At 69.1% G+C, this 20,124-nt stretch carries 35 protein-coding genes; all 35 read left to right on the top strand.

The window, feature by feature from the left end; all coding sequences use genetic code 11:
• Positions 1-108 precede the first annotated feature (108 nt).
• Entirely contained in the window at positions 109-414 is a 306-nt protein-coding gene (gene rpsJ, locus D0D28_RS10445; protein ID WP_003883485.1) for a 30S ribosomal protein S10, read from the top strand.
• Positions 415-445: 31 nt separating this feature from the next.
• Positions 446-1,102 carry a 50S ribosomal protein L3 gene (gene rplC, locus D0D28_RS10440; protein WP_094003899.1) on the top strand — a complete coding sequence of 219 codons (657 nt, stop codon included), beginning with the start codon at positions 446-448 and terminating at the stop codon, positions 1,100-1,102.
• Entirely contained in the window at positions 1,099-1,785 is a 687-nt protein-coding gene (rplD, locus tag D0D28_RS10435; RefSeq protein ID WP_094003900.1) for a 50S ribosomal protein L4, read from the top strand. The genes rplC and rplD overlap by 4 nt, the downstream gene beginning before the upstream one ends.
• Positions 1,782-2,093, top strand: coding sequence for a 50S ribosomal protein L23 (gene rplW, locus D0D28_RS10430; RefSeq protein WP_017986607.1), 312 nt, complete (start codon positions 1,782-1,784; stop codon positions 2,091-2,093). Before rplD ends, rplW begins: the two co-directional genes overlap by 4 nt.
• Before the next feature lie 15 nt (positions 2,094-2,108).
• The gene (gene rplB / locus D0D28_RS10425; protein ID WP_094003901.1) at positions 2,109-2,942 is read left to right on the top strand and encodes a 50S ribosomal protein L2; all 834 of its coding nucleotides are present in this window, start codon (positions 2,109-2,111) and stop codon (positions 2,940-2,942) included.
• Positions 2,943-2,960: 18 nt separating this feature from the next.
• Positions 2,961-3,242 (top strand): 30S ribosomal protein S19, encoded by a 282-nt coding sequence (gene rpsS / locus D0D28_RS10420; RefSeq protein WP_017986609.1) that lies wholly within the window; start codon positions 2,961-2,963, stop codon positions 3,240-3,242.
• A gap of 31 nt (positions 3,243-3,273) precedes the next feature.
• A complete protein-coding gene (gene rplV, locus D0D28_RS10415; RefSeq protein WP_026153758.1) occupies positions 3,274-3,675 on the top strand; it encodes a 50S ribosomal protein L22 in 402 nt (133 codons plus the stop codon).
• Positions 3,675-4,520 carry a 30S ribosomal protein S3 gene (rpsC, locus tag D0D28_RS10410; protein ID WP_017986611.1) on the top strand — a complete coding sequence of 282 codons (846 nt, stop codon included), beginning with the start codon at positions 3,675-3,677 and terminating at the stop codon, positions 4,518-4,520. Before rplV ends, rpsC begins: the two co-directional genes overlap by 1 nt.
• 3 nt (positions 4,521-4,523) lie before the next feature.
• A complete protein-coding gene (rplP, locus tag D0D28_RS10405; protein WP_094003902.1) occupies positions 4,524-4,943 on the top strand; it encodes a 50S ribosomal protein L16 in 420 nt (139 codons plus the stop codon).
• Positions 4,943-5,191, top strand: coding sequence for a 50S ribosomal protein L29 (rpmC, locus tag D0D28_RS10400; RefSeq protein WP_017986613.1), 249 nt, complete (start codon positions 4,943-4,945; stop codon positions 5,189-5,191). The genes rplP and rpmC overlap by 1 nt, the downstream gene beginning before the upstream one ends.
• On the top strand, positions 5,191-5,496 hold the full coding sequence (rpsQ, locus tag D0D28_RS10395) for a 30S ribosomal protein S17 (RefSeq protein WP_020417563.1): 306 nt from the start codon (positions 5,191-5,193) through the stop codon (positions 5,494-5,496). The genes rpmC and rpsQ overlap by 1 nt, the downstream gene beginning before the upstream one ends.
• 78 nt (positions 5,497-5,574) lie before the next feature.
• Positions 5,575-5,943, top strand: a complete 369-nt coding sequence (rplN, locus tag D0D28_RS10390) for a 50S ribosomal protein L14 (protein ID WP_017986615.1) — start codon at positions 5,575-5,577, stop codon at positions 5,941-5,943.
• The gene (gene rplX, locus D0D28_RS10385; RefSeq protein WP_017986616.1) at positions 5,943-6,257 is read left to right on the top strand and encodes a 50S ribosomal protein L24; all 315 of its coding nucleotides are present in this window, start codon (positions 5,943-5,945) and stop codon (positions 6,255-6,257) included. Before rplN ends, rplX begins: the two co-directional genes overlap by 1 nt.
• On the top strand, positions 6,257-6,820 hold the full coding sequence (rplE, locus tag D0D28_RS10380) for a 50S ribosomal protein L5 (RefSeq protein WP_017986617.1): 564 nt from the start codon (positions 6,257-6,259) through the stop codon (positions 6,818-6,820). The genes rplX and rplE overlap by 1 nt, the downstream gene beginning before the upstream one ends.
• Entirely contained in the window at positions 6,820-7,005 is a 186-nt protein-coding gene (locus tag D0D28_RS10375; protein WP_017986618.1) for a type Z 30S ribosomal protein S14, read from the top strand. Before rplE ends, D0D28_RS10375 begins: the two co-directional genes overlap by 1 nt.
• Before the next feature lie 74 nt (positions 7,006-7,079).
• Positions 7,080-7,478, top strand: a complete 399-nt coding sequence (gene rpsH / locus D0D28_RS10370) for a 30S ribosomal protein S8 (RefSeq protein ID WP_020417564.1) — start codon at positions 7,080-7,082, stop codon at positions 7,476-7,478.
• A gap of 17 nt (positions 7,479-7,495) precedes the next feature.
• Positions 7,496-8,035 carry a 50S ribosomal protein L6 gene (rplF, locus tag D0D28_RS10365; RefSeq protein ID WP_017986620.1) on the top strand — a complete coding sequence of 180 codons (540 nt, stop codon included), beginning with the start codon at positions 7,496-7,498 and terminating at the stop codon, positions 8,033-8,035.
• Between the two features lie 2 nt (positions 8,036-8,037).
• A complete protein-coding gene (gene rplR / locus D0D28_RS10360; RefSeq protein ID WP_094003916.1) occupies positions 8,038-8,439 on the top strand; it encodes a 50S ribosomal protein L18 in 402 nt (133 codons plus the stop codon).
• Positions 8,440-8,476: 37 nt separating this feature from the next.
• Positions 8,477-9,106: a 30S ribosomal protein S5 gene (gene rpsE / locus D0D28_RS10355; protein WP_094003903.1), complete on the top strand. Its 630-nt coding sequence runs from the start codon at positions 8,477-8,479 to the stop codon at positions 9,104-9,106.
• 1 nt (position 9,107) lies between these two features.
• Positions 9,108-9,293 carry a 50S ribosomal protein L30 gene (gene rpmD / locus D0D28_RS10350; RefSeq protein ID WP_094003904.1) on the top strand — a complete coding sequence of 62 codons (186 nt, stop codon included), beginning with the start codon at positions 9,108-9,110 and terminating at the stop codon, positions 9,291-9,293.
• Positions 9,290-9,736 carry a 50S ribosomal protein L15 gene (rplO, locus tag D0D28_RS10345; protein WP_094003905.1) on the top strand — a complete coding sequence of 149 codons (447 nt, stop codon included), beginning with the start codon at positions 9,290-9,292 and terminating at the stop codon, positions 9,734-9,736. The genes rpmD and rplO overlap by 4 nt, the downstream gene beginning before the upstream one ends.
• Before the next feature lie 80 nt (positions 9,737-9,816).
• The gene (locus D0D28_RS10340) at positions 9,817-10,725 is read left to right on the top strand and encodes a hypothetical protein (RefSeq protein WP_162831028.1); all 909 of its coding nucleotides are present in this window, start codon (positions 9,817-9,819) and stop codon (positions 10,723-10,725) included.
• 600 nt (positions 10,726-11,325) lie between these two features.
• Positions 11,326-11,925 (top strand): LysE family translocator, encoded by a 600-nt coding sequence (locus D0D28_RS10335; RefSeq protein WP_116110453.1) that lies wholly within the window; start codon positions 11,326-11,328, stop codon positions 11,923-11,925.
• A gap of 178 nt (positions 11,926-12,103) precedes the next feature.
• Complete coding sequence (gene secY / locus D0D28_RS10330; protein WP_094003917.1) at positions 12,104-13,411, top strand: preprotein translocase subunit SecY; 1,308 nt, start codon at positions 12,104-12,106, stop codon at positions 13,409-13,411.
• Positions 13,408-13,962, top strand: a complete 555-nt coding sequence (locus D0D28_RS10325; protein WP_094003908.1) for an adenylate kinase — start codon at positions 13,408-13,410, stop codon at positions 13,960-13,962. Before secY ends, D0D28_RS10325 begins: the two co-directional genes overlap by 4 nt.
• Entirely contained in the window at positions 13,959-14,771 is an 813-nt protein-coding gene (gene map, locus D0D28_RS10320) for a type I methionyl aminopeptidase (RefSeq protein ID WP_116110452.1), read from the top strand. The genes D0D28_RS10325 and map overlap by 4 nt, the downstream gene beginning before the upstream one ends.
• Positions 14,772-15,010: 239 nt before the next feature.
• A complete protein-coding gene (infA, locus tag D0D28_RS10315) occupies positions 15,011-15,232 on the top strand; it encodes a translation initiation factor IF-1 (RefSeq protein ID WP_005443304.1) in 222 nt (73 codons plus the stop codon).
• 32 nt (positions 15,233-15,264) lie between these two features.
• Entirely contained in the window at positions 15,265-15,378 is a 114-nt protein-coding gene (gene rpmJ, locus D0D28_RS10310; RefSeq protein ID WP_004558882.1) for a 50S ribosomal protein L36, read from the top strand.
• Between the two features lie 208 nt (positions 15,379-15,586).
• Positions 15,587-15,967, top strand: coding sequence for a 30S ribosomal protein S13 (gene rpsM, locus D0D28_RS10305; protein ID WP_094003910.1), 381 nt, complete (start codon positions 15,587-15,589; stop codon positions 15,965-15,967).
• Positions 15,964-16,170: a hypothetical protein gene (locus tag D0D28_RS10300; RefSeq protein WP_094003911.1), complete on the top strand. Its 207-nt coding sequence runs from the start codon at positions 15,964-15,966 to the stop codon at positions 16,168-16,170. The genes rpsM and D0D28_RS10300 overlap by 4 nt, the downstream gene beginning before the upstream one ends.
• A 19-nt stretch (positions 16,171-16,189) precedes the next feature.
• Entirely contained in the window at positions 16,190-16,591 is a 402-nt protein-coding gene (rpsK, locus tag D0D28_RS10295; RefSeq protein WP_017986633.1) for a 30S ribosomal protein S11, read from the top strand.
• Positions 16,592-16,614: 23 nt separating this feature from the next.
• Positions 16,615-17,220, top strand: a complete 606-nt coding sequence (rpsD, locus tag D0D28_RS10290; protein WP_094003912.1) for a 30S ribosomal protein S4 — start codon at positions 16,615-16,617, stop codon at positions 17,218-17,220.
• Between the two features lie 91 nt (positions 17,221-17,311).
• Complete coding sequence (locus D0D28_RS10285) at positions 17,312-18,379, top strand: DNA-directed RNA polymerase subunit alpha (protein WP_017986635.1); 1,068 nt, start codon at positions 17,312-17,314, stop codon at positions 18,377-18,379.
• A gap of 78 nt (positions 18,380-18,457) precedes the next feature.
• Positions 18,458-19,036 carry a 50S ribosomal protein L17 gene (rplQ, locus tag D0D28_RS10280; protein ID WP_094003913.1) on the top strand — a complete coding sequence of 193 codons (579 nt, stop codon included), beginning with the start codon at positions 18,458-18,460 and terminating at the stop codon, positions 19,034-19,036.
• Between the two features lie 68 nt (positions 19,037-19,104).
• Positions 19,105-19,941 carry a tRNA pseudouridine(38-40) synthase TruA gene (gene truA, locus D0D28_RS10275; protein ID WP_205413222.1) on the top strand — a complete coding sequence of 279 codons (837 nt, stop codon included), beginning with the start codon at positions 19,105-19,107 and terminating at the stop codon, positions 19,939-19,941.
• Positions 19,942-20,124: the final 183 nt, after the last annotated feature.

Below are 20,124 nucleotides of genomic sequence, written 5' to 3'. Positions count from 1 at the left end.
GCGACACGCCCGACCGCGTGGATCGGACGCGAGGGCGTTGACGTGCGGAAACCGGCGCGAAAGTGCCGGTAGAGATAGCGGCACAAGACGAAGGAACGAGCTGCGACCATGGCGGGACAGAAGATCCGCATCAGGCTCAAGGCCTACGACCACGAGGCGATCGATGCCAGCGCGCGCAAGATCGTCGAGACGGTGACGCGCACCGGCGCCTCGGTCGTCGGACCTGTGCCGCTGCCCACCGAGAAGAACGTTTACTGCGTCATCCGCTCGCCGCACAAGTACAAGGACTCGCGCGAGCACTTCGAGATGCGCACGCACAAGCGGCTGATCGACATCCTCGACCCGACGCCGAAGACGGTCGACGCGCTCATGCGCATCGACCTCCCGGCGAGCGTCGACGTCAACATCCAGTAAGCGTTGGGCGAGCGGCGGAGATAAGAGACTCATGTCTGACAGGCAAGTAAAGGGCATCCTGGGCACCAAGCTCGGCATGACCCAGGTCTTCGGCGAGGACAACCGGATCGTTCCGGTGACCGTCGTGCAGGCCGGGCCGAACGTGGTGACCCAGATCCGTACCCAGGACAACGACGGCTACCAGGCCGTGCAGCTGGCCTTCGGCGCCGTGGACCCGCGCAAGGTCAACAAGCCGGTGACCGGCCACTTCCAGAAGGCCGGCGTGACGCCGCGGCGGTACCTCGCCGAGCTGCGCACGACCGACGCCGAGACCTACGAGGTCGGCCAGGAGATCACCGCCGAGGTGTTCCCCGCGGGCTCCCGCGTCGACGTCACGGGCACCAGCAAGGGCAAGGGCTACGCCGGTGTCATGAAGCGCCACGGCTTCAAGGGCCAGGGCGCCAGCCACGGTAACCAGGCCAAGCACCGCGCCCCGGGCTCGATCGGTGGCTGCGCCACCCCGGGCCGCGTGTTCAAGGGCCTGCGGATGGCCGGCCGCATGGGTGGCGTCCGGGTCACGACCCAGGGCCTGACCGTCCACGACGTGCGCGCCGAAGAGGGCCTGCTGCTGATCAAGGGCGCCGTCCCCGGCCCCAAGGGCAGCCTCGTCTTCGTCAAGACCGCCGCGAAGGGTGGTGCGACCGAATGACCAGCGTCGAGCTGAAGACCCCGGCCGGCAGCGCCGAGGGCACCGTCGAGCTCCCCGCCGAGATCTTCGACGTGCAGGCCAACGTGCCGCTGATGCACCAGGTCGTGGTGGCCCAGCAGGCCGCCGCGCGCCAGGGCACGCACGACACGAAGACCCGCGGCGAGGTCTCCGGTGGCGGCAAGAAGCCGTACCGCCAGAAGGGCACCGGCCGCGCCCGCCAGGGTTCGACCCGCGCCCCGCAGTTCGCCGGCGGTGGCACCGTCCACGGCCCCACGCCGCGCGACTACAGCCAGCGCACCCCGAAGAAGATGAAGGCCGCCGCCCTGCGCGGTGCCCTCTCCGACCGGGCGCGCGCCGGCCAGGTGCACGTCATCACCGAGCTGGTGTCGGGCGAGAAGCCCAACACCAAGGAGGCGAAGAAGGCCCTCGCCGCCGTGACCCAGGCCAAGCGCCTGCTGGTCGTGCTGCACCGCGAGGACGAGCAGGGCTGGCTGTCCGCCCGCAACCTGCCGAACGTGCACCTGATCAACCCGGACCAGCTCAACACCTACGACGTGCTGGTCAACGACGACGTGGTGTTCACCAAGGCCGCGTACGACGCCTTCATCGCCGGTCCCGTCAAGGGCAAGGCGGCCAAGGCTTCCGCGCGGGCCAGCGAGGTTGAAGGGAGTGAAGCGCAGTGAGCAGCGTTGCCATCCCGGACCCTCGTGACATCGTGCTCGCGCCGGTGATCTCCGAGAAGTCCTACGGGCTCCTCGAGGACCACAAGTACACGTTCGAGGTCCGGCCGGACGCCAACAAGACGCAGATCAAGATCGCCGTCGAGCAGATCTTCGGCGTCAAGGTGGTCAGCGTGAACACGCTGAACCGGCAGGGCAAGCGCAAGCGGACCCGCTACGGCTTCGGTAAGCGCAAGAACGTCAAGCGCGCCGTCGTGACGCTGTCCGCCGAGAGCAAGCCGATCGAGATCTTCGGCGGACCCGCCGCGTAAGGGACGGAAGCTGTCATGGGTATTCGTAAGTACAAGCCGACGACTCCGGGCCGCCGTGGCTCGAGCGTGTCGGACTTCGCCGAGATCACCCGGTCGGAGCCGGAGAAGTCGCTGCTGCGCCCGCTGAGCAAGTCGGGCGGCCGCAACTCCTCGGGCAAGATCACCACCCGGCACAAGGGTGGCGGCCACAAGCGGGCCTACCGGGTCATCGACTTCCGGCGCAACGACAAGGACGGCATCCCGGCCAAGGTCGCGCACATCGAGTACGACCCCAACCGGTCCGCCCGCATCGCGCTGCTGCACTACGCCGACGGCGAGAAGCGCTACATCATCGCGCCGGACAAGCTCAAGCAGGGTGACACCGTCGAGGCCGGCCCGCGGGCCGACATCAAGCCGGGCAACAACTTGCCGCTGCGCAACATCCCGGTCGGCACCGTGGTGCACGCGATCGAGCTCCGCCCCGGTGGCGGCGCGAAGATCGCCCGCTCGGCCGGCGCCCGCGTGCAGCTGGTCGCCAAGGACGGCCCGTACGCCCAGCTGCGGATGCCCTCGGGCGAAATCCGCAACGTGGACGTGCGCAACCGCGCCACCGTCGGCGAGGTCGGCAACTCCGAGCACCAGAACATCAACTGGGGCAAGGCGGGCCGCAACCGCTGGCGCGGCAAGCGCCCGACCGTCCGTGGTGTCGTCATGAACCCGGTCGACCACCCGCACGGTGGTGGTGAGGGCAAGACCTCGGGTGGCCGCCACCCGGTCAACCCGAACGGCAAGCCGGAGGGCCGCACCCGCCGCCGCAAGCCGTCCGACGCACTGATCGTCCGCCGCCGGCGTACCGGCAAGAAGCGCTGAGCAGGGAGGTAAGACAACATGCCGCGCAGCCTGAAGAAGGGCCCGTTCGTGGACGACCACCTGCTCAAGAAGGTGGACGCGCTCAACGAGTCGGGCAAGAAGACCGTGATCAAGACCTGGTCCCGCCGGTCCACGATCATCCCGGACATGCTGGGCCACACCATCGCGGTGCACGACGGCCGCAAGCACGTGCCGGTGTTCGTCAGCGAGGCCATGGTCGGCCACAAGCTTGGCGAGTTCGCTCCGACGCGGACCTTCAAGGGTCACGTCAAGGATGACCGGAAGTCGCGCCGCCGCTGAGCGGGCACACGAGAGTTAGGGAAAGCAAGCGATGACAGCCCCAGAAACCGCTCCGGCCCAGGTGGCCGTGGCGCGGGCTCGCTTCGTCCGGGACTCGCCGACGAAGGTGCGCCGGGTGATCGAGCTGATCAAGGGTCTTAGCGCCGCCGAAGCCCTCGCCGTGCTCCGGTTCTCGCCGTACGCGGCGAGCCAGCCGGTGGCGAAGGTGCTCGCGAGCGCCGTGGCCAACGCCGAGAACAACCTCAACCTGGACCCGGACACGCTGTTCGTGAAGAACGCGTACGCCGACGAGGGGCCGACCCTCAAGCGCATCCAGCCGCGTGCCCAGGGCCGTGCGTACCGGATCCGGAAGCGGACCAGCCACATCACGGTCGAGGTGGAGTCGCGTCCGGAAGCGAAGAAGAGCGGTAAGAAGAAGGCAGGTGGCCGCTAGTGGGCCAGAAGATCAACCCGCACGGCTTCCGGCTGGGAATCACCACCGACTGGAAGTCGCGCTGGTACGCCGACAAGCAGTACGCGGAGTACGTGGCGGAGGACGTCAAGATCCGCAAGCTGCTCTCCACCGGCATGGAGCGCGCCGGCATCTCCAAGGTCGAGATCGAGCGCACCCGTGACCGCGTTCGGGTGGACATCCACACCGCGCGTCCGGGCATCGTGATCGGCCGCCGCGGCGCGGAGGCCGACCGGATCCGCGGCTCGCTGGAGAAGCTGACCGGCAAGCAGGTCCAGCTGAACATCCTCGAGGTCAAGAACCCCGAGGCGGACGCGCAGCTGGTCGCCCAGAGCGTCGCCGAGCAGCTGTCCAACCGCGTGGCGTTCCGCCGCGCGATGCGCAAGGCGATCCAGACGACCATGCGCTCGTCGCAGGTCAAGGGCATCCGCGTGCAGTGCAGCGGCCGTCTCGGCGGTGCCGAGATGTCGCGGTCGGAGCACTACCGCGACGGCCGGGTCCCGCTGCACACGCTGCGCGCGGACATCGACTACGGCTTCTTCGAGGCCCGCACCACCTTCGGCCGCATCGGCGTGAAGGTGTGGATCTACAAGGGCGACCTGGTCGGCGGCCTGAAGGCCAAGGCCGAGCGGGACGCCGCGGCCGCCAACGAGCGTCCGCGCCGGGAGCGTCCGTCGCGCCCGCGCCGGTCTGGCGCGCAGGGCACGACGCCGACCTCGACCGAAGCCGGCCGCGCCGCTGCCGCCGCGAAGGCCGACACGGATGTCGCGACCAGCGAGGCGCCCGCGCAGGGCTCGCCGGACGCGGCCGAGAAGACGGAGGGCTGAGGCGTGCTCGTCCCACGCAAGGTCAAGCACCGCAAGCAGCACTCGCCGAAGCGTTCCGGTGCCGCCAAGGGCGGTACGAAGGTCACCTTCGGTGAGTACGGCATCCAGGCGCTTGAGCACCACTACGTGACCAACCGGCAGATCGAGTCCGCTCGTATCGCCATCACCCGGCACATCAAGCGTGGCGGCAAGGTCTGGATCAACATCTTCCCGGACCGCCCGCTCACCAAGAAGCCGGCCGAAACCCGCATGGGTTCCGGTAAGGGTTCGCCCGAGTGGTGGGTCGCGAACGTCAAGCCGGGCCGCGTCATGTTCGAGCTGAGCTTCCCGAACGAGGCCCAGGCTCGTGAGGCGCTGCGCCGCGCGATCCACAAGCTGCCCATGAAGTGCCGCATCGTGACCCGTGAAGGTGGTGAGTTCTGATGGCGCAGGCAGGTGTCGCCGCCGCAGAGCTGCGTGAGCTCACCAACGAGGAGCTCGTGCTGCGCCTGAAGGAGGCCAAGGAGGAGCTGTTCAACCTCCGCTTCCAGATGGCCACCGGGCAGCTGGACAACAACCGCCGCCTCCGCACCGTCCGTGCCGACATCGCTCGGATCTACACGGTCATGCGGGAGCGCGAGCTCGGTCTGTCCGTTTCCCCCGACGCCGAGAATGAAGAAGGTGCTGCCTGATGAGTGAGCAGACCCCAGAGCTCGCCGCGCAGCCGGTCCAGAGTGCCGAAAGCGGTCGCAACTACCGGAAGGTCCGCGAGGGCTACGTCGTCTCGGACAAGATGGACAAGACGATCGTGGTCGAGCTCGAGGACCGCAAGAAGCACCGCCGCTACGGCAAGGTTCTCCGCTCCACCAGCAAGGTGAAGGCGCACGACGAGGAGAACACCGCCGGCATCGGTGACCGCGTGATCCTCATGGAGACCCGCCCGACCTCGGCCACCAAGCGGTGGCGGCTCGTGCGGATCGTGGAGAAGGCCAAGTAATCGGAGGCCCACTCGGGCCTCCTCCGTTCCGCCAGGCTCACCGCCGCGTGAGAACCGGCGCGACATACAGGAGTTGACGTGATCCAGCAGGAGTCGCGGCTGCGAGTCGCCGACAACACGGGTGCCAAGGAGATCCTCTGCATCCGCGTGCTCGGTGGCTCGGGACGGCGCTACGCGGGTATCGGCGACATCATCGTCGCCACCGTCAAGGACGCCATCCCGGCTGCCGGGGTGAAGAAGGGTGACGTGGTCAAGGCCGTCGTCGTCCGCACGACGAAGGAGCGGCGTCGCCCGGACGGCTCCTACATCAAGTTCGACGAGAACGCCGCCGTGCTCATCAAGAACGACAACGAGCCGCGCGGCACCCGCATCTTCGGCCCGGTCGGCCGTGAGCTGCGTGACCGCAAGTTCATGAAGATCATCTCGCTGGCGCCGGAGGTGCTCTGATGAAGGTGAAGAAGGGCGACACGGTCGTCGTCATCGCCGGCAAGGACAAGGGCGCCAAGGGCAAGGTCATCAAGGCCTACCCGGAGCGCCAGCGGGTGCTGGTCGAGGGCGTGAACCGGATCAAGAAGCACACCCGGATCTCGCAGACCCAGCGCGGCGCGCAGTCCGGCGGCATCGTGACCCAGGAGGCCCCGATCCACGTGTCGAACGTGATGGTCGTGGACTCCGACGGCAAGCCGACCCGCGTGGGCTACCGCATCGGCGAGGACGGCAAGAAGGTTCGCATCTCGCGCCGGACCGGTAAGGACATCTGATGACGACCGCAGAGAAGATCGTGCCGCGGTTGAAGACGCGGTACCGCGAAGAGATCAAGGGCGAGCTCCGCAGCGAGTTCGGCTACGAGAACGTCCACCAGATCCCGGGCGTGGTCAAGGTCGTCGTCAACATGGGTGTCGGCGACGCCGCGCGGGACAGCAAGCTGATCGACGGTGCGATCCGCGACCTCGCGGCCATCACCGGTCAGAAGCCCGAGGTGCGCCGGGCGCGCAAGTCCATCGCGCAGTTCAAGCTGCGCGAGGGCCAGCCGATCGGTGCGCGCGTGACCCTGCGCGGCGACCGCATGTGGGAGTTCCTGGACCGGCTGCTGACGATCGCGCTGCCGCGTATCCGTGACTTCCGCGGGCTGTCGGCCAAGCAGTTCGACGGCAACGGCAACTACACCTTCGGTCTCAACGAGCAGTCGATGTTCCACGAGATCGACCCCGACTCCATCGACCGCCCACGCGGCATGGACGTCACCGTTGTCACCACCGCTACCACCGACGACGAGGGCCGCGCGCTGCTCCGCAAGCTCGGCTTCCCGTTCAAGGAGAACTGATGGCCAAGAAGGCTCTGATCGCCAAGGCGGCCCGCAAGCCGAAGTTCAAGGTGCGTGCCTACACGCGCTGCAACAAGTGCGGCCGGCCCCACTCGGTGTTCCGCAAGTTCGGACTGTGCCGGGTTTGCCTGCGCGAGATGGCGCACGCGGGCGAACTCCCCGGTGTGTCCAAGTCCAGCTGGTAGGAACGACAGAAGCTCCCACTTCGCCACAGGCCCTCTGAGCAGGGGGAACCAGGCGAGAAAGGTTGAAGGTCACCATGACGATGACCGACCCCATCGCAGACTTCCTGACACGTCTGCGCAACGCCAACTCGGCGTATCACGACGAGGTCGTGGTGCCGCACTCGAAGCTCAAGGCGAACATCGCCGAGATCCTGAAGCGCGAGGGTTACATCTCGGGCTACCGGGACGAGCCGGGTGAGAAGCACAAGAACCTCATCGTGGAACTGAAGTACGGCCGCAACCGCGAGCGCAGCATCGCCGGTCTGCGCCGCGTGTCCAAGCCGGGTCTGCGGGTGTACGCCAAGTCGACCGAGCTGCCGAGCGTGCTGGGCGGGCTGGGCATCGCGATCATCTCGACGTCGGGCGGCCTTCAGACCGACCGGCAGGCCAAGCGCAACGGTGTGGGCGGGGAAGTCCTCGCCTACGTCTGGTAACGGAAGGGAGAGCAGGCATGTCGCGCATCGGTAAGCAGCCGATCACCGTCCCTTCCGGGGTCGAGGTGACCATCGACGGCCAGAACATCTCGGTGAAGGGTCCCAAGGGCACCCTTTCCCACACTGTCGCCGAGCCGATCACGGTCGAGCGCGGTGAGGACGGTGCGCTGCTGGTCAAGCGCCCGGACGACGAGCGGGAGAGCCGTGCCCTGCACGGTCTGACCCGCACGCTGGTCAACAACCTGGTCGTGGGTGTGACCGAGGGTTACGAGAAGAAGCTCGAGATCCACGGTGTCGGTTACCGCGTCCAGGCCAAGGGCAGCAACCTCGAATTCGCCCTCGGCTACAGCCACCCCGTGCTGATCGAGGCGCCGGAAGGCATCACCTTCAAGGTCGAGACCCCGACCCGGTTCTCCGTGTCCGGCATCGACAAGCAGAAGGTCGGCCAGATCGCCGCGGTGATCCGCCGGCTCCGCCGTCCGGACCCGTACAAGGGCAAGGGGCTGCGCTACGAGGGTGAGCGCATCCGTCGCAAGGTCGGAAAGACGGGTAAGTGATCATGAGCGAAACGGCAACGAAGAAGCGGAAGCCGGTCGGCAAGGACATCTCGACCCGGCGCCGCGTCGCGAAGGCGCGCCGTCACTTCCGGCTTCGCAAGAAGGTCGGCGGGACCGCTCAGCGGCCCCGGCTGGTCATCCACCGGTCCTCGCGGCACATCACGGTCCAGGTGATCGACGACGTGGCCGGGCACACCCTGGCGTCGGCGTCGAGCCTCGAGGCCGACGTGCGTGCGCTCGAGGGCGACAAGAAGGCCAAGGCCGCCAAGGTCGGCGAGCTCGTGGCCGCCCGCGCCAAGGGTGCGGGCATCTCCAGCGTCGTGTTCGACCGCGGTGGCAACCGCTACCACGGCCGCATCGCCGCGCTGGCCGACGCCGCTCGCGAGGCGGGGTTGGAGTTCTGAGAACCATGCACATGCTCGCGAATGGAAGGAAAGCCTGATGCCGGGACGTACACGGCAGGGCGGTGGACAGGGCGGTCCGGGCGGCAACGACCGCGACCGTCGTGACCGCCGCGACCGCCGCGACGGTGGCCGTGGCGGGGCCGGCCAGGAGAAGACCCCGCACCTCGAGCGCGTCGTCGCGATCAACCGCGTCGCCAAGGTCGTGAAGGGTGGTCGTCGCTTCAGCTTCACCGCCCTGGTGGTCGTCGGTGACGGCGACGGTCAGGTCGGCGTCGGCTACGGCAAGGCCAAGGAAGTTCCCGCGGCCATCGCCAAGGGCGTCGAGGAAGCGAAGAAGAACTTCTTCCGCGTGCCCCGGATCGCCGGCACCATCCCGCACCCGATCCAGGGTGAGGAGGCCGCCGGTGTGGTCCTGCTCCGTCCGGCCAGCGCCGGTACCGGTGTCATCGCCGGTGGCCCGGTGCGTGCGGTGCTGGAGTGCGCGGGCGTGCACGACGTGCTGTCGAAGTCGCTGGGCTCCGACAACGCGATCAACATCGTGCACGCGACCGTGGCGGCCCTGAAGGGTCTCCAGCGTCCGGAGGAGGTGGCGGCCCGTCGCGGTCTGCCGCTCGAGGACGTCGCCCCGGCCCGGATGCTGCGTCAGCGCGCGGGACAGGGGGTCTGACATGGCTCAGCTCAAGGTGACCCAGGTCCGGAGCAAGATCGGCACCAAGCAGAACCACCGGGACACGCTGCGGACCCTCGGGCTGCGCAAGATCCGGCAGTCCGTGGTGCGCGAGGACACTCCGGAGGTCCGCGGTCTGATCCACACCGTCCGCCACCTCGTGACTGTTGAGGAGGTCAAGGCATGACGGCCATCAAGATCCACCACCTGCGCCCGGCCCCGGGCGCCAAGCGCGAGAAGATCCGCGTCGGTCGTGGTGAGGGTTCGAAGGGCAAGACCGCCGGTCGCGGTACGAAGGGCACCAAGGCCCGGAAGAACGTGCCCGCCGGGTTCGAGGGTGGGCAGATGCCCATCCACATGCGGCTGCCGAAGCTGCGTGGGTTCAAGAACCGCTTCCGCACCGAGTACCAGCCGGTGAACGTCGGCGACATCGCCCGGGTCTTCCCGGACGGTGGCGACGTCACCAAGGAGCAGCTGGTGGAGCGCGGTCTGGTTCGCAAGAACCAGCTCGTCAAGGTCCTCGGCAACGGCGACCTGAACGGCGTGAAGCTGAACGTCACCGCCGACAAGTTCTCCTCGTCCGCGAAGGAGAAGCTCGAGGCGGCGGGCGGCTCGGCCACCGAGCTCTGACGCTTTGACGCGGGACGGCCCGCCGGTCTTCGAACCGGCGGGCCGTTCCTTTTTCCGGCCCTGGGTGCCACGATCGGGTGATGTCGTTTCCCGGGGTTCCGCCGGGCCGTCGTCCCGGCTGGCACGGCGGTCGGATCGTGGGCGCCGTGCTGGCGCTGCTGGCCGCCGCGGCCGCCGTGACGGGCTCGTTCCTGGCGCTGTTCCTGGGCGAGCTGCTCTTCCAGGGCGAGGCGCAGCTGAAGCTGACGGTGACCGGTTGGGACCTGTCGGCGGAGGCGGTCGAGCCCGGGATCCCGACGAACACCTTCGGCAGCCCGGTCCGCAACGGCTACCTGCTGGCGGCCGCCGGGTTGCTGCTGCTCGTCGCGGCCGTGCTGGGCCTCGCCGCGGCCCGCCGGACCGCGTCGCCGGGCCGCAAGCTCGCCGCGGCACTGGCGACGGCGATCGGAGCGGCCTTCCTGCTGGCGACGACCGCGGGGATAGTGCTGCAGGGAGTCAGCCTGCACGAGAGTTTCCGCCCAACAGGCGCCGCCGAGGGCGACGGCGATTTCACGACGGGGGACAGCTTCGGGCTCGGCTTCTGGCTGGTGGCCGGGGCGACCCTGGCGGCGATCGTGGCCGCGGTACTGGCCACGACCCGCGGCCGGCGCGCCCCGGACCCGACCACGCCGCGCTACGGGGTCCCCGCGCCGCCCGGCTACCAGCCCGGACCCCAGTTCCCGGCGCCGACAAGACACTGGCCCAAGGGCGAGCCCTACCCGGGCGGCCACGGCATGCCGCCACACGCCGGCTTCGCCCCCGGACCCCCGCAGGCTCCACAGCCGCCGGGTCAGCCGGACCTGGGCCGCCCGCCCGGAGGGCAGGCAGCTACGGGGCAGCCGGACCAGGGCTGGTCGCCCACGGCGCAGCCGGGCCCCGGCGCGGACACTTCGCCGGAGGAGTCACCACGGCCCGAGCAGCGACCCGGGGCCGACCGGCCGCAGCTGTAGCCCGCACCGGAGCGGCCAGGTAACCACGGCCGCCACCGCGATGGCGGTGCCCACATGGCCGGCCAGCGGACCGCCGCCAGTCGAGGGCCGGGCGGTCCCGCAGCGGATCGCGGGCGTCTCGCCGGGAGAGCCGCCGCGTGCGGCAGGTCGCCAGGGGAGCCGCCGGGAGGCGGCTCGGGTGAGGCGCTTCGCAGCGGGAGGCGGCGCGGGCGCGGCACTTCCCCGGCCTGCCGCCGTGGTCCGAGCAGCCGCCCCGGGGCCCCGCCGGGACAGCCGGACCGCGGCTGGGCACTGCCTCACCAGCCGCCGCGCTCCGAACAGCCGCTCAGCGCGCACCGCCCAGCGCGACCGGTCGCCCACCGCGCACCAGTCGCCCACGCGGACTGGGCGCCCGGCGCGGACCGGCCGGTCATCGCGCACCGGCCACCCACCGCGCACCGCCCACCCAGCGCGCACCGGCCACCCAGGGCACCGGTCGCCCACCACGCACCGGCCACCCAGCGCGCACCGGCCGCCCACCGCCCCACCGACCGCGCAGCGCGCAACAGCCGCCCAGCCCACAACCACTCCCGAACCAGCCGCCCCACCTACCGTCACCCCATGACCTGGTTGCTCGTCTTCCTCGGTGCCGCCATGCTCATCGCCCTCACGCCGGGGGCCAACAACCTTCTCGGGCTGCACCACGGGATTCAGCACGGCCTTCCGCGGGCGCTCGCGGGGCTGCTCGGGCGCCTGGCCGCCTTCACCCTCATGATCGGCGCCGTCGCGGGTGGGCTGGGGCAGCTGCTCGCCGCCTCCGAGCCGGCGCTCACCGTCATCAAGTGGGCCGGCGTGGCCTACCTCGTCTGGCTCGCGGTCCGCCTCCTGCGCGCCAAACCCCAGCCCGCGCAGACCCCGCCGCCGGGACCTGTGCTGCGCAAGGAGTTCCTCGTCGCCATCACCAACCCCAAGGCGATCCTCATCTTCACCGCCTTCGTGCCGCAGTTCGTCGACCCCGCGCACGGCTCGCCCACCGCCCAGATCGCCGTCCTCGGCGCCGTCTACCTGCTCGCCGAGTTCCTCGCCGGCACCGCCTACGCCGCGGTCGGCGCCGCGCTCAAGGCTGTCCGCCTGAGCGCCCGCGCCCGCCGCAACATGGACCGCGGCACCGGAGTCGTCCTGCTCGGCATGGCCGGCACGCTGGCCGCCTCCGGCTCATAACACGGCCTACCTCACAGCCCTCCAACCCCCGGCTGTTAGAGTCGGGCGACGCGCTTCGGGGACCCATCTGCCCCGGAGCGCTGCTGGCTTGCCAGCGACATGGTGTTCCTGCCGGCCAGCGTGCCGGCCAAGCCGATCGCCGGTGACACCCACCGGCGACGCCGAGGAGGTCCCCCGCGTGCTCAGCGCCTTTCGCTCGGCTCTCGCCACGCCGGACCTGCGCAAGAAGATCCTGTTCACGCTGTTGATCGTGGCCGTGTACCGGATCGGTGCGGTCACTCCGGCGCCCGGGATCTCCTATCCCAATGTGCAGGCATGCCAGGCAGGTGCCGACCAGTCCGGCATCTACTCCCTGCTGAACCTGTTCAGCGGCGGGGCGCTCCTGCAGTTGTCGATCTTCTCGACCGGCATCATGCCGTACATCACGGCCAGCATCATCGTCCAGCTGCTCACCGTCGTCATCCCGCGGTTCGAGGAGCTGAAGAAGGAAGGCCAGGCCGGCCAGAGCAAGCTGACGCAGTACACCCGGTACCTGACGATCGCGCTGGCGATCCTGCAGGCGACCGGTGTGGTGGCGCTGGCCGACCGCGGCCAGCTGTTCCCGGACTGCGCGCAGTCGATCATCCCGGACAACAGCATCTTCTCGCTGGCGCTGATCGTCATCACGATGACGGCGGGCACCGCGGTCATGATGTGGCTGGGCGAGCTCATCACCGAGCGCGGCGTCGGCAACGGCATGTCCGTCCTGATCTTCCTGAACATCGCGGCCCGCATCCCGGCCGAGGGCATGAACATCCTGAACAACCAGGGCGGTCTCGTCTTCGCGCTGGTGTGCCTCTTCGGCCTGGTGATCATCGCCAGCGTCATCTTCGTCGAGCAGGGCCAGCGCCGGATCCCGGTGCAGTACGCCAAGCGGATGATCGGCCGCCGGATGTACGGCGGCACGTCGACCTACCTGCCGATCAAGGTGAACCAGGCCGGTGTCATCCCGGTCATCTTCGCTTCGTCGCTGCTCTACCTGCCGGACCTGATCAGCCGTCTGTTCGGTGACCCGACCAGCGGCTCGGGCTGGCAGGCGTTCCTGCAGACCTACGTGGTCAACCAGTCCAGCTGGGTGCACATCCTGCTGTACTTCGCGCTGATCATCTTCTTCACGTACTTCTACATCACCATCACCTTCAACGTGGATGAGCGCGCGGAGGAGATGAAGAAGTTCGGCGGCTTCATCCCGGGCATCCGCCCGGGCCGGCCGACCGCCGAGTACCTGAGCTTCGTGCTGGGCCGGATCACCTTCCCCGGCTCGCTCTACCTCGGCATCATCGCGATCCTCCCGAACTTCTTCCTGTCCATCACGCAGGAGGGCAACAACCAGAACTTCCCGTTCGGCGGCACCGCTGTGCTGATCATGGTCGGCGTCGGCCTCGACACGGTGAAGCAGATCGAAAGCCAGCTGATGCAGCGGAATTACGAAGGGTTCTTGCGATGACGCGCCTGGTTCTTGTCGGCCCGCCCGGAGCAGGAAAGGGAACTCAGGCGGTAGCGCTGTCGCAGCGGCTCTCCATCCCGCACATCTCCACCGGTGACCTCTTCCGCGCTCACGTGGCGGAGCAGACGCCGCTGGGCGAGGAGGCGAAGCGTTACCTCGACTCGGGCGAGCTGGTCCCGGACAGCGTCACCAACGAGATGGTCCGCGAGCGCCTGGCCGAGTCCGACACCAAGGCCGGCTTCCTGCTGGACGGGTTCCCGCGCAACACCAAGCAGGCCGAGGTCCTCGGCGAGATGCTGGCCGAGTCGGACAGCGCCCTCGACGCCGTCATCCAGCTCGACGTGCCGGAGGACGTCCTGGTCGCGCGTCTGCTGGGCCGCGGCCGCACGGACGACACCGAAGAGGTCATCCGCCGCAGGCAGCAGGTCTACCAGTCGGAGACCGCGCCGCTGCTGGACTACTACCGCGACATCCTGGTGAAGGTGGACGGCGTCGGCGAGGTCGACGAGGTGTCCTCGCGGATCGTGAACGCACTCGACGACCGCGCGTGAACCTGGTGCCTTCCGTGCTCCGCCGCCACCGCGGCATCGAGATCAAGACGCCCGGCGAGCTGGACGCGATGCGGGCAGCCGGCATCGTGGTGGCCCGCACCCTCGCGGCGGTAGCCGAGGCCGCCCGGCCCGGCGTCAGCACCGGTGACCTCGACGAGATCGCCGAGCAGACGATCCGGGCCGCCGGTGCGGTGCCCTCGTTCAAGGGCTACCACGGCTTCCCGGCCTCGATCTGCGCGTCGGTGAACGAGCAGGTCGTCCACGGCATCCCGGCGAAGACGACCGTGCTGGCCGAGGGCGACCTGCTGTCCGTGGACTGCGGCGCGATCCTCGACGGCTGGCACGGCGACTCCGCCGTCACCCTGGCCATCGGCACGGTCTCGGCCGCCGACCAGGCGCTGTCGGCCGCCACCCGCGCCGCGATGCTCGCCGGCATCGAGGCCGCGGTGCCCGGCGCCCGGCTCACCGACATCTCGCACGCCGTGCAGTCCTCGGCCGAGACCTCCGCGGCGGCCGACGGCATCGACTACGGCCAGATCGTCGAGTACGGCGGGCATGGCATCGGCACCGAGATGCACATGGAGCCGTTCCTGCCCAACGTCGGCAAGCCCGGCAAGGGGCCGAAGCTCAAGCCCGGTATGGCGCTGGCCATCGAGCCGATGCTGACCGGCGGCAGCGCCGAGACCGTCGAGCTGGAGGACGGCTGGACCGTGGTGACCGCGGACGGCTCGCGCGCCGCCCACTGGGAGCACACGGTCGCCGTCACGGAGGACGGTCCGCGCGTCCTGACCCTCCCCGAAGGCTCCTGACCTGCGGTTTCGCCCCTTCGGGGGCGATCAGGGGTATCGTCGGAGTGACGTTGCCTACCACACATCACCCCGCCTCGCGAGGTGCGACACAGGCTGCGTACACTATCTAGTCGGCGTACCCATCACGCCGGTTCCAACGTGCTCGTCAATGCTCGGGTCCTTGGGGTCGGTGCGGCGTGTCCGCCGAACGCAAGAGTTGCCCATTTCGGTGCTCTACCCAGTCACGAAACGCGGAGGACATGGCTAAGAAAGACGGGGCCATCGAGGTCGAAGGTCGGGTCATCGAGCCACTCCCCAACGCGATGTTCCGAGTCGAGTTGGAGAACGGTCACAAGGTCCTGGCACACATCAGCGGCAAGATGCGGCAGCACTACATCCGCATCCTCCCGGAGGACCGGGTTGTCGTGGAGCTGTCGCCGTACGACCTGTCTCGCGGGCGGATCGTCTACCGCTACAAGTGACACGGTGAGCAACGCATAAGGAAGCAGGAGACGTGAAGGTCCAGCCGAGCGTCAAGAAGATCTGCGACAAGTGCAAGGTGATCCGCCGCCACGGCCGGATCATGGTGATCTGCGAGAACCTGCGGCACAAGCAGCGGCAGGGCTGATCACCGCTCGCACCACGCAGAGCGGACGGACAGCTGAATACCCTCCCCGCACCTGCCGGGTCGCGCGAGCGGCCCAGCCGACCCCCGGACTCCAGGCCGGGGCCGGGACACCGGACACGCAAGTGCTCCGGACGACATGCGAGTCGGTCCCGGAACCGGGCGGGGAGCACACCTGGAGCGATGAACACTAGAAGGAGCATCAAGCGCCATGGCACGACTCGCCGGCGTAGACCTCCCCCGCGAGAAGCGGTTGGAGATCGCGCTGACCTACATCTACGGCATCGGTCGTACCCGCTCGAAGGAGCTCATCGCCGCGACGTCGCTGAACCCGGACACCCGGGTGCGCGACCTGTCCGACGACGACCTCGTCAAGCTGCGGGACTACATCGAAGAGAACTTCAAGGTCGAGGGTGACCTCCGCCGCGAGGTGCAGGCCGACATCCGTCGCAAGATCGAGATCGGCTGCTACGAGGGCCTGCGGTGGCGCCGCGGTCTGCCCGTCCGCGGTCAGCGGACCAAGACCAACGCCCGCACCCGCAAGGGTCCGAAGAAGACGGTCGCCGGCAAGAAGAAGGCTGGCAAGAAGTGAGCGTCCAGGGCAAGAAGGTCGTGCGGATCGGCGCCGGGCAGATGCGTCGCCGCAACAATTCGTGCGTCTCGCCGAAGGCCCTGTACGCCCGCCCGATGGCGCTTCGCCAGCTCTACACCGACGCCGGCTCGCTGATCCGGCGTGGCCAGCAGGAGGCCCGCGAGGCCGCCGCTGCCGCCGCTCAGACCGAAAACTCGCGCTAGGCAGGAGAAACCACCCAACATGCCACCCAAGGCTCGCGCCGGGGCCAAGAAGGTCCGGCGGAAGGAAAAGAAGAACGTGGCCCACGGCCACGCCCACATCAAGAGCACGTTCAACAACACCATCGTGTCGATCACCGACCCGAACGGTGCCGTGATCTCGTGGGCCTCGTCCGGCCACGTCGGCTTCAAGGGCTCCCGCAAGTCCACCCCGTTCGCCGCGCAGATGGCGGCCGAGAACGCGGCCCGCAAGGCCGCCGAGCACGGGATGAAGAAGGTCGACGTGTTCGTCAAGGGCCCGGGTTCCGGCCGGGAGACGGCGATCCGTTCGCTGCAGGCCGCCGGTCTCGAGGTCGGCACCATCCAGGACGTGACCCCGCAGCCTCACAACGGCTGCCGCCCGCCCAAGCGGCGCCGGGTCTGAGGAACGGGGAGGAGTAACAACACATGGCTCGCTACACCGGCCCCGCGACTCGCATCTCGCGGCGCCTCAAGGTTGACCTCGTCGGCGGCGACCAGGCTTTCGAGCGCCGCCCGTACCCGCCCGGCCAGCACGGCCGCGGCCGCATCAAGGAGAGCGAGTACCTGCTTCAGCTCCAGGAGAAGCAGAAGGCTCGCTACACCTACGGTGTCCTGGAGCGGCAGTTCAGCCGCTACTACAAGGAGGCCGCGCGGCGCCCCGGCAAGACCGGTGAGAACCTGCTGCAGATCCTCGAGTCGCGCCTGGACAACGTCGTGTACCGCGCCGGCCTGGCCCGGACCCGCCGCCAGGCGCGTCAGCTGGTCGCGCACGGTCACTTCACCGTCAACGGCGTGAAGGTGACGATCCCCAGCTACCAGGTCGAGAAGTTCGACATCATCGACGTGCGGCCGAAGTCGCTCCAGATGCTGCCCTTCGTGGCCGCCAAGGAGTCCTTCGGCGACCGGCCGATCCCCGGCTGGCTGCAGGTCGTGCAGTCCAACCTGCGCATCCTGGTGCACCAGCTCCCCGAGCGGGCGCAGATCGACGTTCCCGTCCAGGAACAGCTGATCGTCGAGTACTACTCGAAGTGATCGGCAGCGGCGGCGCGCACCCGCGCGCCGCCGCTTCGCCATCCCTTTCGGCGTCATATGGCGGGCGCCGGCAGGAAAGGAAGAGAAGAAAGTGCTGATTTCCCAGCGACCGGCCCTCGGCGAGGAGCCGATCAACGAGACCCGGTCCCGGTTCACCATCGAGCCGCTGGAGCCCGGCTTCGGGTACACCCTCGGCAACTCGCTGCGGCGCACGCTGCTGTCGTCCATCCCGGGCGCGGCGGTCACCAGCATCCGCATCGACGGGGTGCTGCACGAGTTCACCACGGTCCCCGGGGTGAAGGAAGACGTCACCGACATCATCCTGAACCTCAAGGAACTGGTCGTGTCCTCCGAGGAGGACGAGCCCGTCACCATGTACCTGCGCAAGCAGGGCCCGGGTGAGGTCACCGCGGCCGACATCGTGCCGCCGGCCGGCGTCACCGTGCACAACCAGGATCTGCACATCGCCTCGCTGAACGGCAAGGGCAAGCTGGAGATCGAACTGGTCGTCGAGCGCGGTCGTGGTTACGTGCCTGCCCAGCAGAACAAGCAGGCGGGTGCCGAGATCGGCCGGATCCCGGTCGACTCGATCTACTCGCCGGTGCTGAAGGTCACCTACAAGGTCGAGGCGACCCGTGTCGAGCAGCGCACCGACTTCGACAAGCTGATCCTGGACGTCGAGACCAAGCCGTCGATCACCCCGCGGGACGCCGTCGCTTCCGCCGGCAAGACGCTGGTCGAGCTGTTCGGCCTGGCCCGGGAGCTCAACGTCGACGCCGAGGGCATCGAGATCGGCCCGTCGCCGCAGGAGGCGGACACCATCGCCGCCTACGCGATGCCGATCGAGGACCTGGACCTGACGGTCCGGTCGTACAACTGCCTCAAGCGCGAGGGCATCCACACGGTCGGCGAACTGGTCTCGCGCAGCGAGGCCGACCTGCTCGACATCCGCAACTTCGGCGCGAAGTCGATCGACGAGGTCAAGATGAAGCTCGTCGGTCTCGGCCTCTCGCTGAAGGACAGCCCGCCCGGGTTCGACCCGACCGCGGCTGCCGCGTCCTACGAGGGCGGCGAGAGCTGGTCCGCCGAGGGTGTCGGCGGTCTGTCGGACAACGGCCACGACGACGGCCAGGACTACGCAGAGACGGAGCAGCTGTAAGGACGGCAGCCCGCCCCGCCGGATGAGCGTGCGGGGCGGGCGCCGGCCTGAAAGCGGCCGGATTTACGAGGAGAAGCAATGCCCACCCCCACGAAGGGCCCCCGTCTCGGTGGATCCGCGGCCCACGAGCGGCTGATGATGGCGAACCTCGCCACGTCGCTGTTCGAGCACGGCAAGATCACCACGACCGAGGCCAAGGCCCGCCGGATGCGGCCGCTCGCCGAGAAGCTGATCACCAAGGCGAAGCGCGGCGACCTGCACAACCGGCGTCAGATCCAGCGCGTGATCCGCGACAAGGACGTGGTTCACAAGCTGCTGGCCGAGATCGGCCCGTTCTTCGCGGACCGCAACGGCGGCTACACCCGGATCACCAAGACGATGCCGCGCAAGGGCGACAACGCCCCGATGGCGGTCATCGAGCTGGTGTCCGAGAAGACCGTCACCGCGGAGGCGGAGAAGGCGCGGAAGACCAAGTTCGCGGCTAAGGACACTGCCGAGGCTTCATCCGCGGTCGAGGAGACCAAGGCCGAGGCGACCGACCAGGACGCCGAGGCGCCCGAGTCGGCCACCACCGAGGCGACGGCCGAGCCGGCCGAGGGTGCCGACGAGGCCAAGGCTGAGGACACCAAGGACGAGGCCAAGAAGGACGAGTCCTGACGGCTGAGTTCGGTCCAGGCAACGAGCCCGCTGCTCCCTCCGGGGAGGGCGGGCTCGTTCGTCTGCGCCTGGACGTCAGCTACGACGGCACGCAGTTCTCCGGGTGGGCCCGCCAGCCGGGCCGCCGCACGGTGCAGGGCCTGCTGGAGGAGGCGCTGGCGAAGCAGCCGCCCGGGGCCGCGGTGCCGAAGTCGGTCGTGGTGGCCGGCCGCACGGACGCCGGGGTGCACGCGACCGGGCAGGTCGTGCACGTGGACGTGGTGCCGCTGTCCGGGCCGGCCGGACGGCTGGCGGTGGACGAGCACGGAATTCTTGATCTGGAGCGGATGCGGCACCGCTGGAACCGGTTCCTGCCAGGCGACGTGCGGGTGCTGGACGCGCGCGTTGCACCCGAGGGTTTCGACGCCCGGTTCTCGGCCGTTCGACGGCACTACCGCTATCGGGTGTCGGACGCGCCGTGGGGTGTCGATCCGCTGCGCCGGTTCGACACCCTGGCCTGGGGCCGCCCGCTGTCCCTGACGGCGATGAACCAGGCGTCGGAGGCGCTGCTGGGTCTGCGGGACTTCGCGGCGTTCTGCAAGCAACGCGAGGGCGGCACGACGATCCGCGAGCTGCAACGGTTCACGTGGCACCGGATCGACGAGCACGTGGTGGAGGCCGAGGTCTCGGCGGACGCGTTCTGCCACTCGATGGTCCGCAGCCTGGTCGGCGCGATGCTCCTCGTGGGTGACGGCCGTCGCCCGGTGGAGTGGCCGGCGGAGCTGCTACGCGGGCGAGTGCGGGACAGCGCGGTGGCCCCAGCACACGGCCTGACGCTGACCGGGGTCGACTACCCGCCCGACGAGGAGCTGGCCGCACGGGCCGAACAGACCCGCAACATGCGAGCGACATCCGAGGCGAGCTGAGTTATCCACAATCCACAGGGGTTGTCCACAGCTATCCACAGGCCGCGCACGGGCGGTGAGGGGGAGCTGACGGCGGGGAAGCCTGGCCGTGCGGAAGGCCTCCGTTCCGGCGGCCGGCAACGCAAGCGGGCTGGTGATCAGCCTGACCACGCGGCAGCCCTGCGTCCGGCAGCCGGCAACGCG

It is taken from the genome of Amycolatopsis ruanii, from assembly GCF_003385175.1.
Classification (GTDB): Bacteria; Actinomycetota; Actinomycetes; order Mycobacteriales; family Pseudonocardiaceae; genus Amycolatopsis_E; species Amycolatopsis_E thermalba.
The sequence above is the reverse complement of the archived record's forward strand: the minus strand, read 5'-3'. Positions and strand labels throughout refer to the sequence as shown.

Bases quoted from the DNA above. Each gene is read 5' to 3' on its own strand.
- rplV (WP_026153758.1), top strand. From the start codon at position 3,274: ATGACAGCCCCAGAAACCGCTCCGGCCCAGGTGGCCGTGGCGCGGGCT.
- rpsM (WP_094003910.1), top strand. From the start codon at position 15,587: ATGGCACGACTCGCCGGCGTAGACCTCCCCCGCGAGAAGCGGTTGGAG.
- D0D28_RS10340 (WP_162831028.1), top strand. From the start codon at position 9,817: ATGTCGTTTCCCGGGGTTCCGCCGGGCCGTCGTCCCGGCTGGCACGGC.
- rpsJ (WP_003883485.1), top strand. From the start codon at position 109: ATGGCGGGACAGAAGATCCGCATCAGGCTCAAGGCCTACGACCACGAG.
- rpmC (WP_017986613.1), top strand. From the start codon at position 4,943: ATGGCGCAGGCAGGTGTCGCCGCCGCAGAGCTGCGTGAGCTCACCAAC.
- rplF (WP_017986620.1), top strand. From the start codon at position 7,496: ATGTCGCGCATCGGTAAGCAGCCGATCACCGTCCCTTCCGGGGTCGAG.
- infA (WP_005443304.1), top strand. From the start codon at position 15,011: ATGGCTAAGAAAGACGGGGCCATCGAGGTCGAAGGTCGGGTCATCGAG.
- rplC (WP_094003899.1), top strand. From the start codon at position 446: ATGTCTGACAGGCAAGTAAAGGGCATCCTGGGCACCAAGCTCGGCATG.
- D0D28_RS10325 (WP_094003908.1), top strand. From the start codon at position 13,408: ATGACGCGCCTGGTTCTTGTCGGCCCGCCCGGAGCAGGAAAGGGAACT.
- rpsS (WP_017986609.1), top strand. From the start codon at position 2,961: ATGCCGCGCAGCCTGAAGAAGGGCCCGTTCGTGGACGACCACCTGCTC.
- rpsE (WP_094003903.1), top strand. From the start codon at position 8,477: ATGCCGGGACGTACACGGCAGGGCGGTGGACAGGGCGGTCCGGGCGGC.
- rpsD (WP_094003912.1), top strand. From the start codon at position 16,615: ATGGCTCGCTACACCGGCCCCGCGACTCGCATCTCGCGGCGCCTCAAG.
- rpsQ (WP_020417563.1), top strand. From the start codon at position 5,191: ATGAGTGAGCAGACCCCAGAGCTCGCCGCGCAGCCGGTCCAGAGTGCC.
- rplB (WP_094003901.1), top strand. From the start codon at position 2,109: ATGGGTATTCGTAAGTACAAGCCGACGACTCCGGGCCGCCGTGGCTCG.
- rplX (WP_017986616.1), top strand. From the start codon at position 5,943: ATGAAGGTGAAGAAGGGCGACACGGTCGTCGTCATCGCCGGCAAGGAC.
- D0D28_RS10375 (WP_017986618.1), top strand. From the start codon at position 6,820: ATGGCCAAGAAGGCTCTGATCGCCAAGGCGGCCCGCAAGCCGAAGTTC.
- rplE (WP_017986617.1), top strand. From the start codon at position 6,257: ATGACGACCGCAGAGAAGATCGTGCCGCGGTTGAAGACGCGGTACCGC.
- rpsH (WP_020417564.1), top strand. From the start codon at position 7,080: ATGACGATGACCGACCCCATCGCAGACTTCCTGACACGTCTGCGCAAC.
- rplO (WP_094003905.1), top strand. From the start codon at position 9,290: ATGACGGCCATCAAGATCCACCACCTGCGCCCGGCCCCGGGCGCCAAG.
- rpmD (WP_094003904.1), top strand. From the start codon at position 9,108: ATGGCTCAGCTCAAGGTGACCCAGGTCCGGAGCAAGATCGGCACCAAG.
- rplD (WP_094003900.1), top strand. From the start codon at position 1,099: ATGACCAGCGTCGAGCTGAAGACCCCGGCCGGCAGCGCCGAGGGCACC.
- rpsK (WP_017986633.1), top strand. From the start codon at position 16,190: ATGCCACCCAAGGCTCGCGCCGGGGCCAAGAAGGTCCGGCGGAAGGAA.
- rplR (WP_094003916.1), top strand. From the start codon at position 8,038: ATGAGCGAAACGGCAACGAAGAAGCGGAAGCCGGTCGGCAAGGACATC.
- rplQ (WP_094003913.1), top strand. From the start codon at position 18,458: ATGCCCACCCCCACGAAGGGCCCCCGTCTCGGTGGATCCGCGGCCCAC.
- D0D28_RS10335 (WP_116110453.1), top strand. From the start codon at position 11,326: ATGACCTGGTTGCTCGTCTTCCTCGGTGCCGCCATGCTCATCGCCCTC.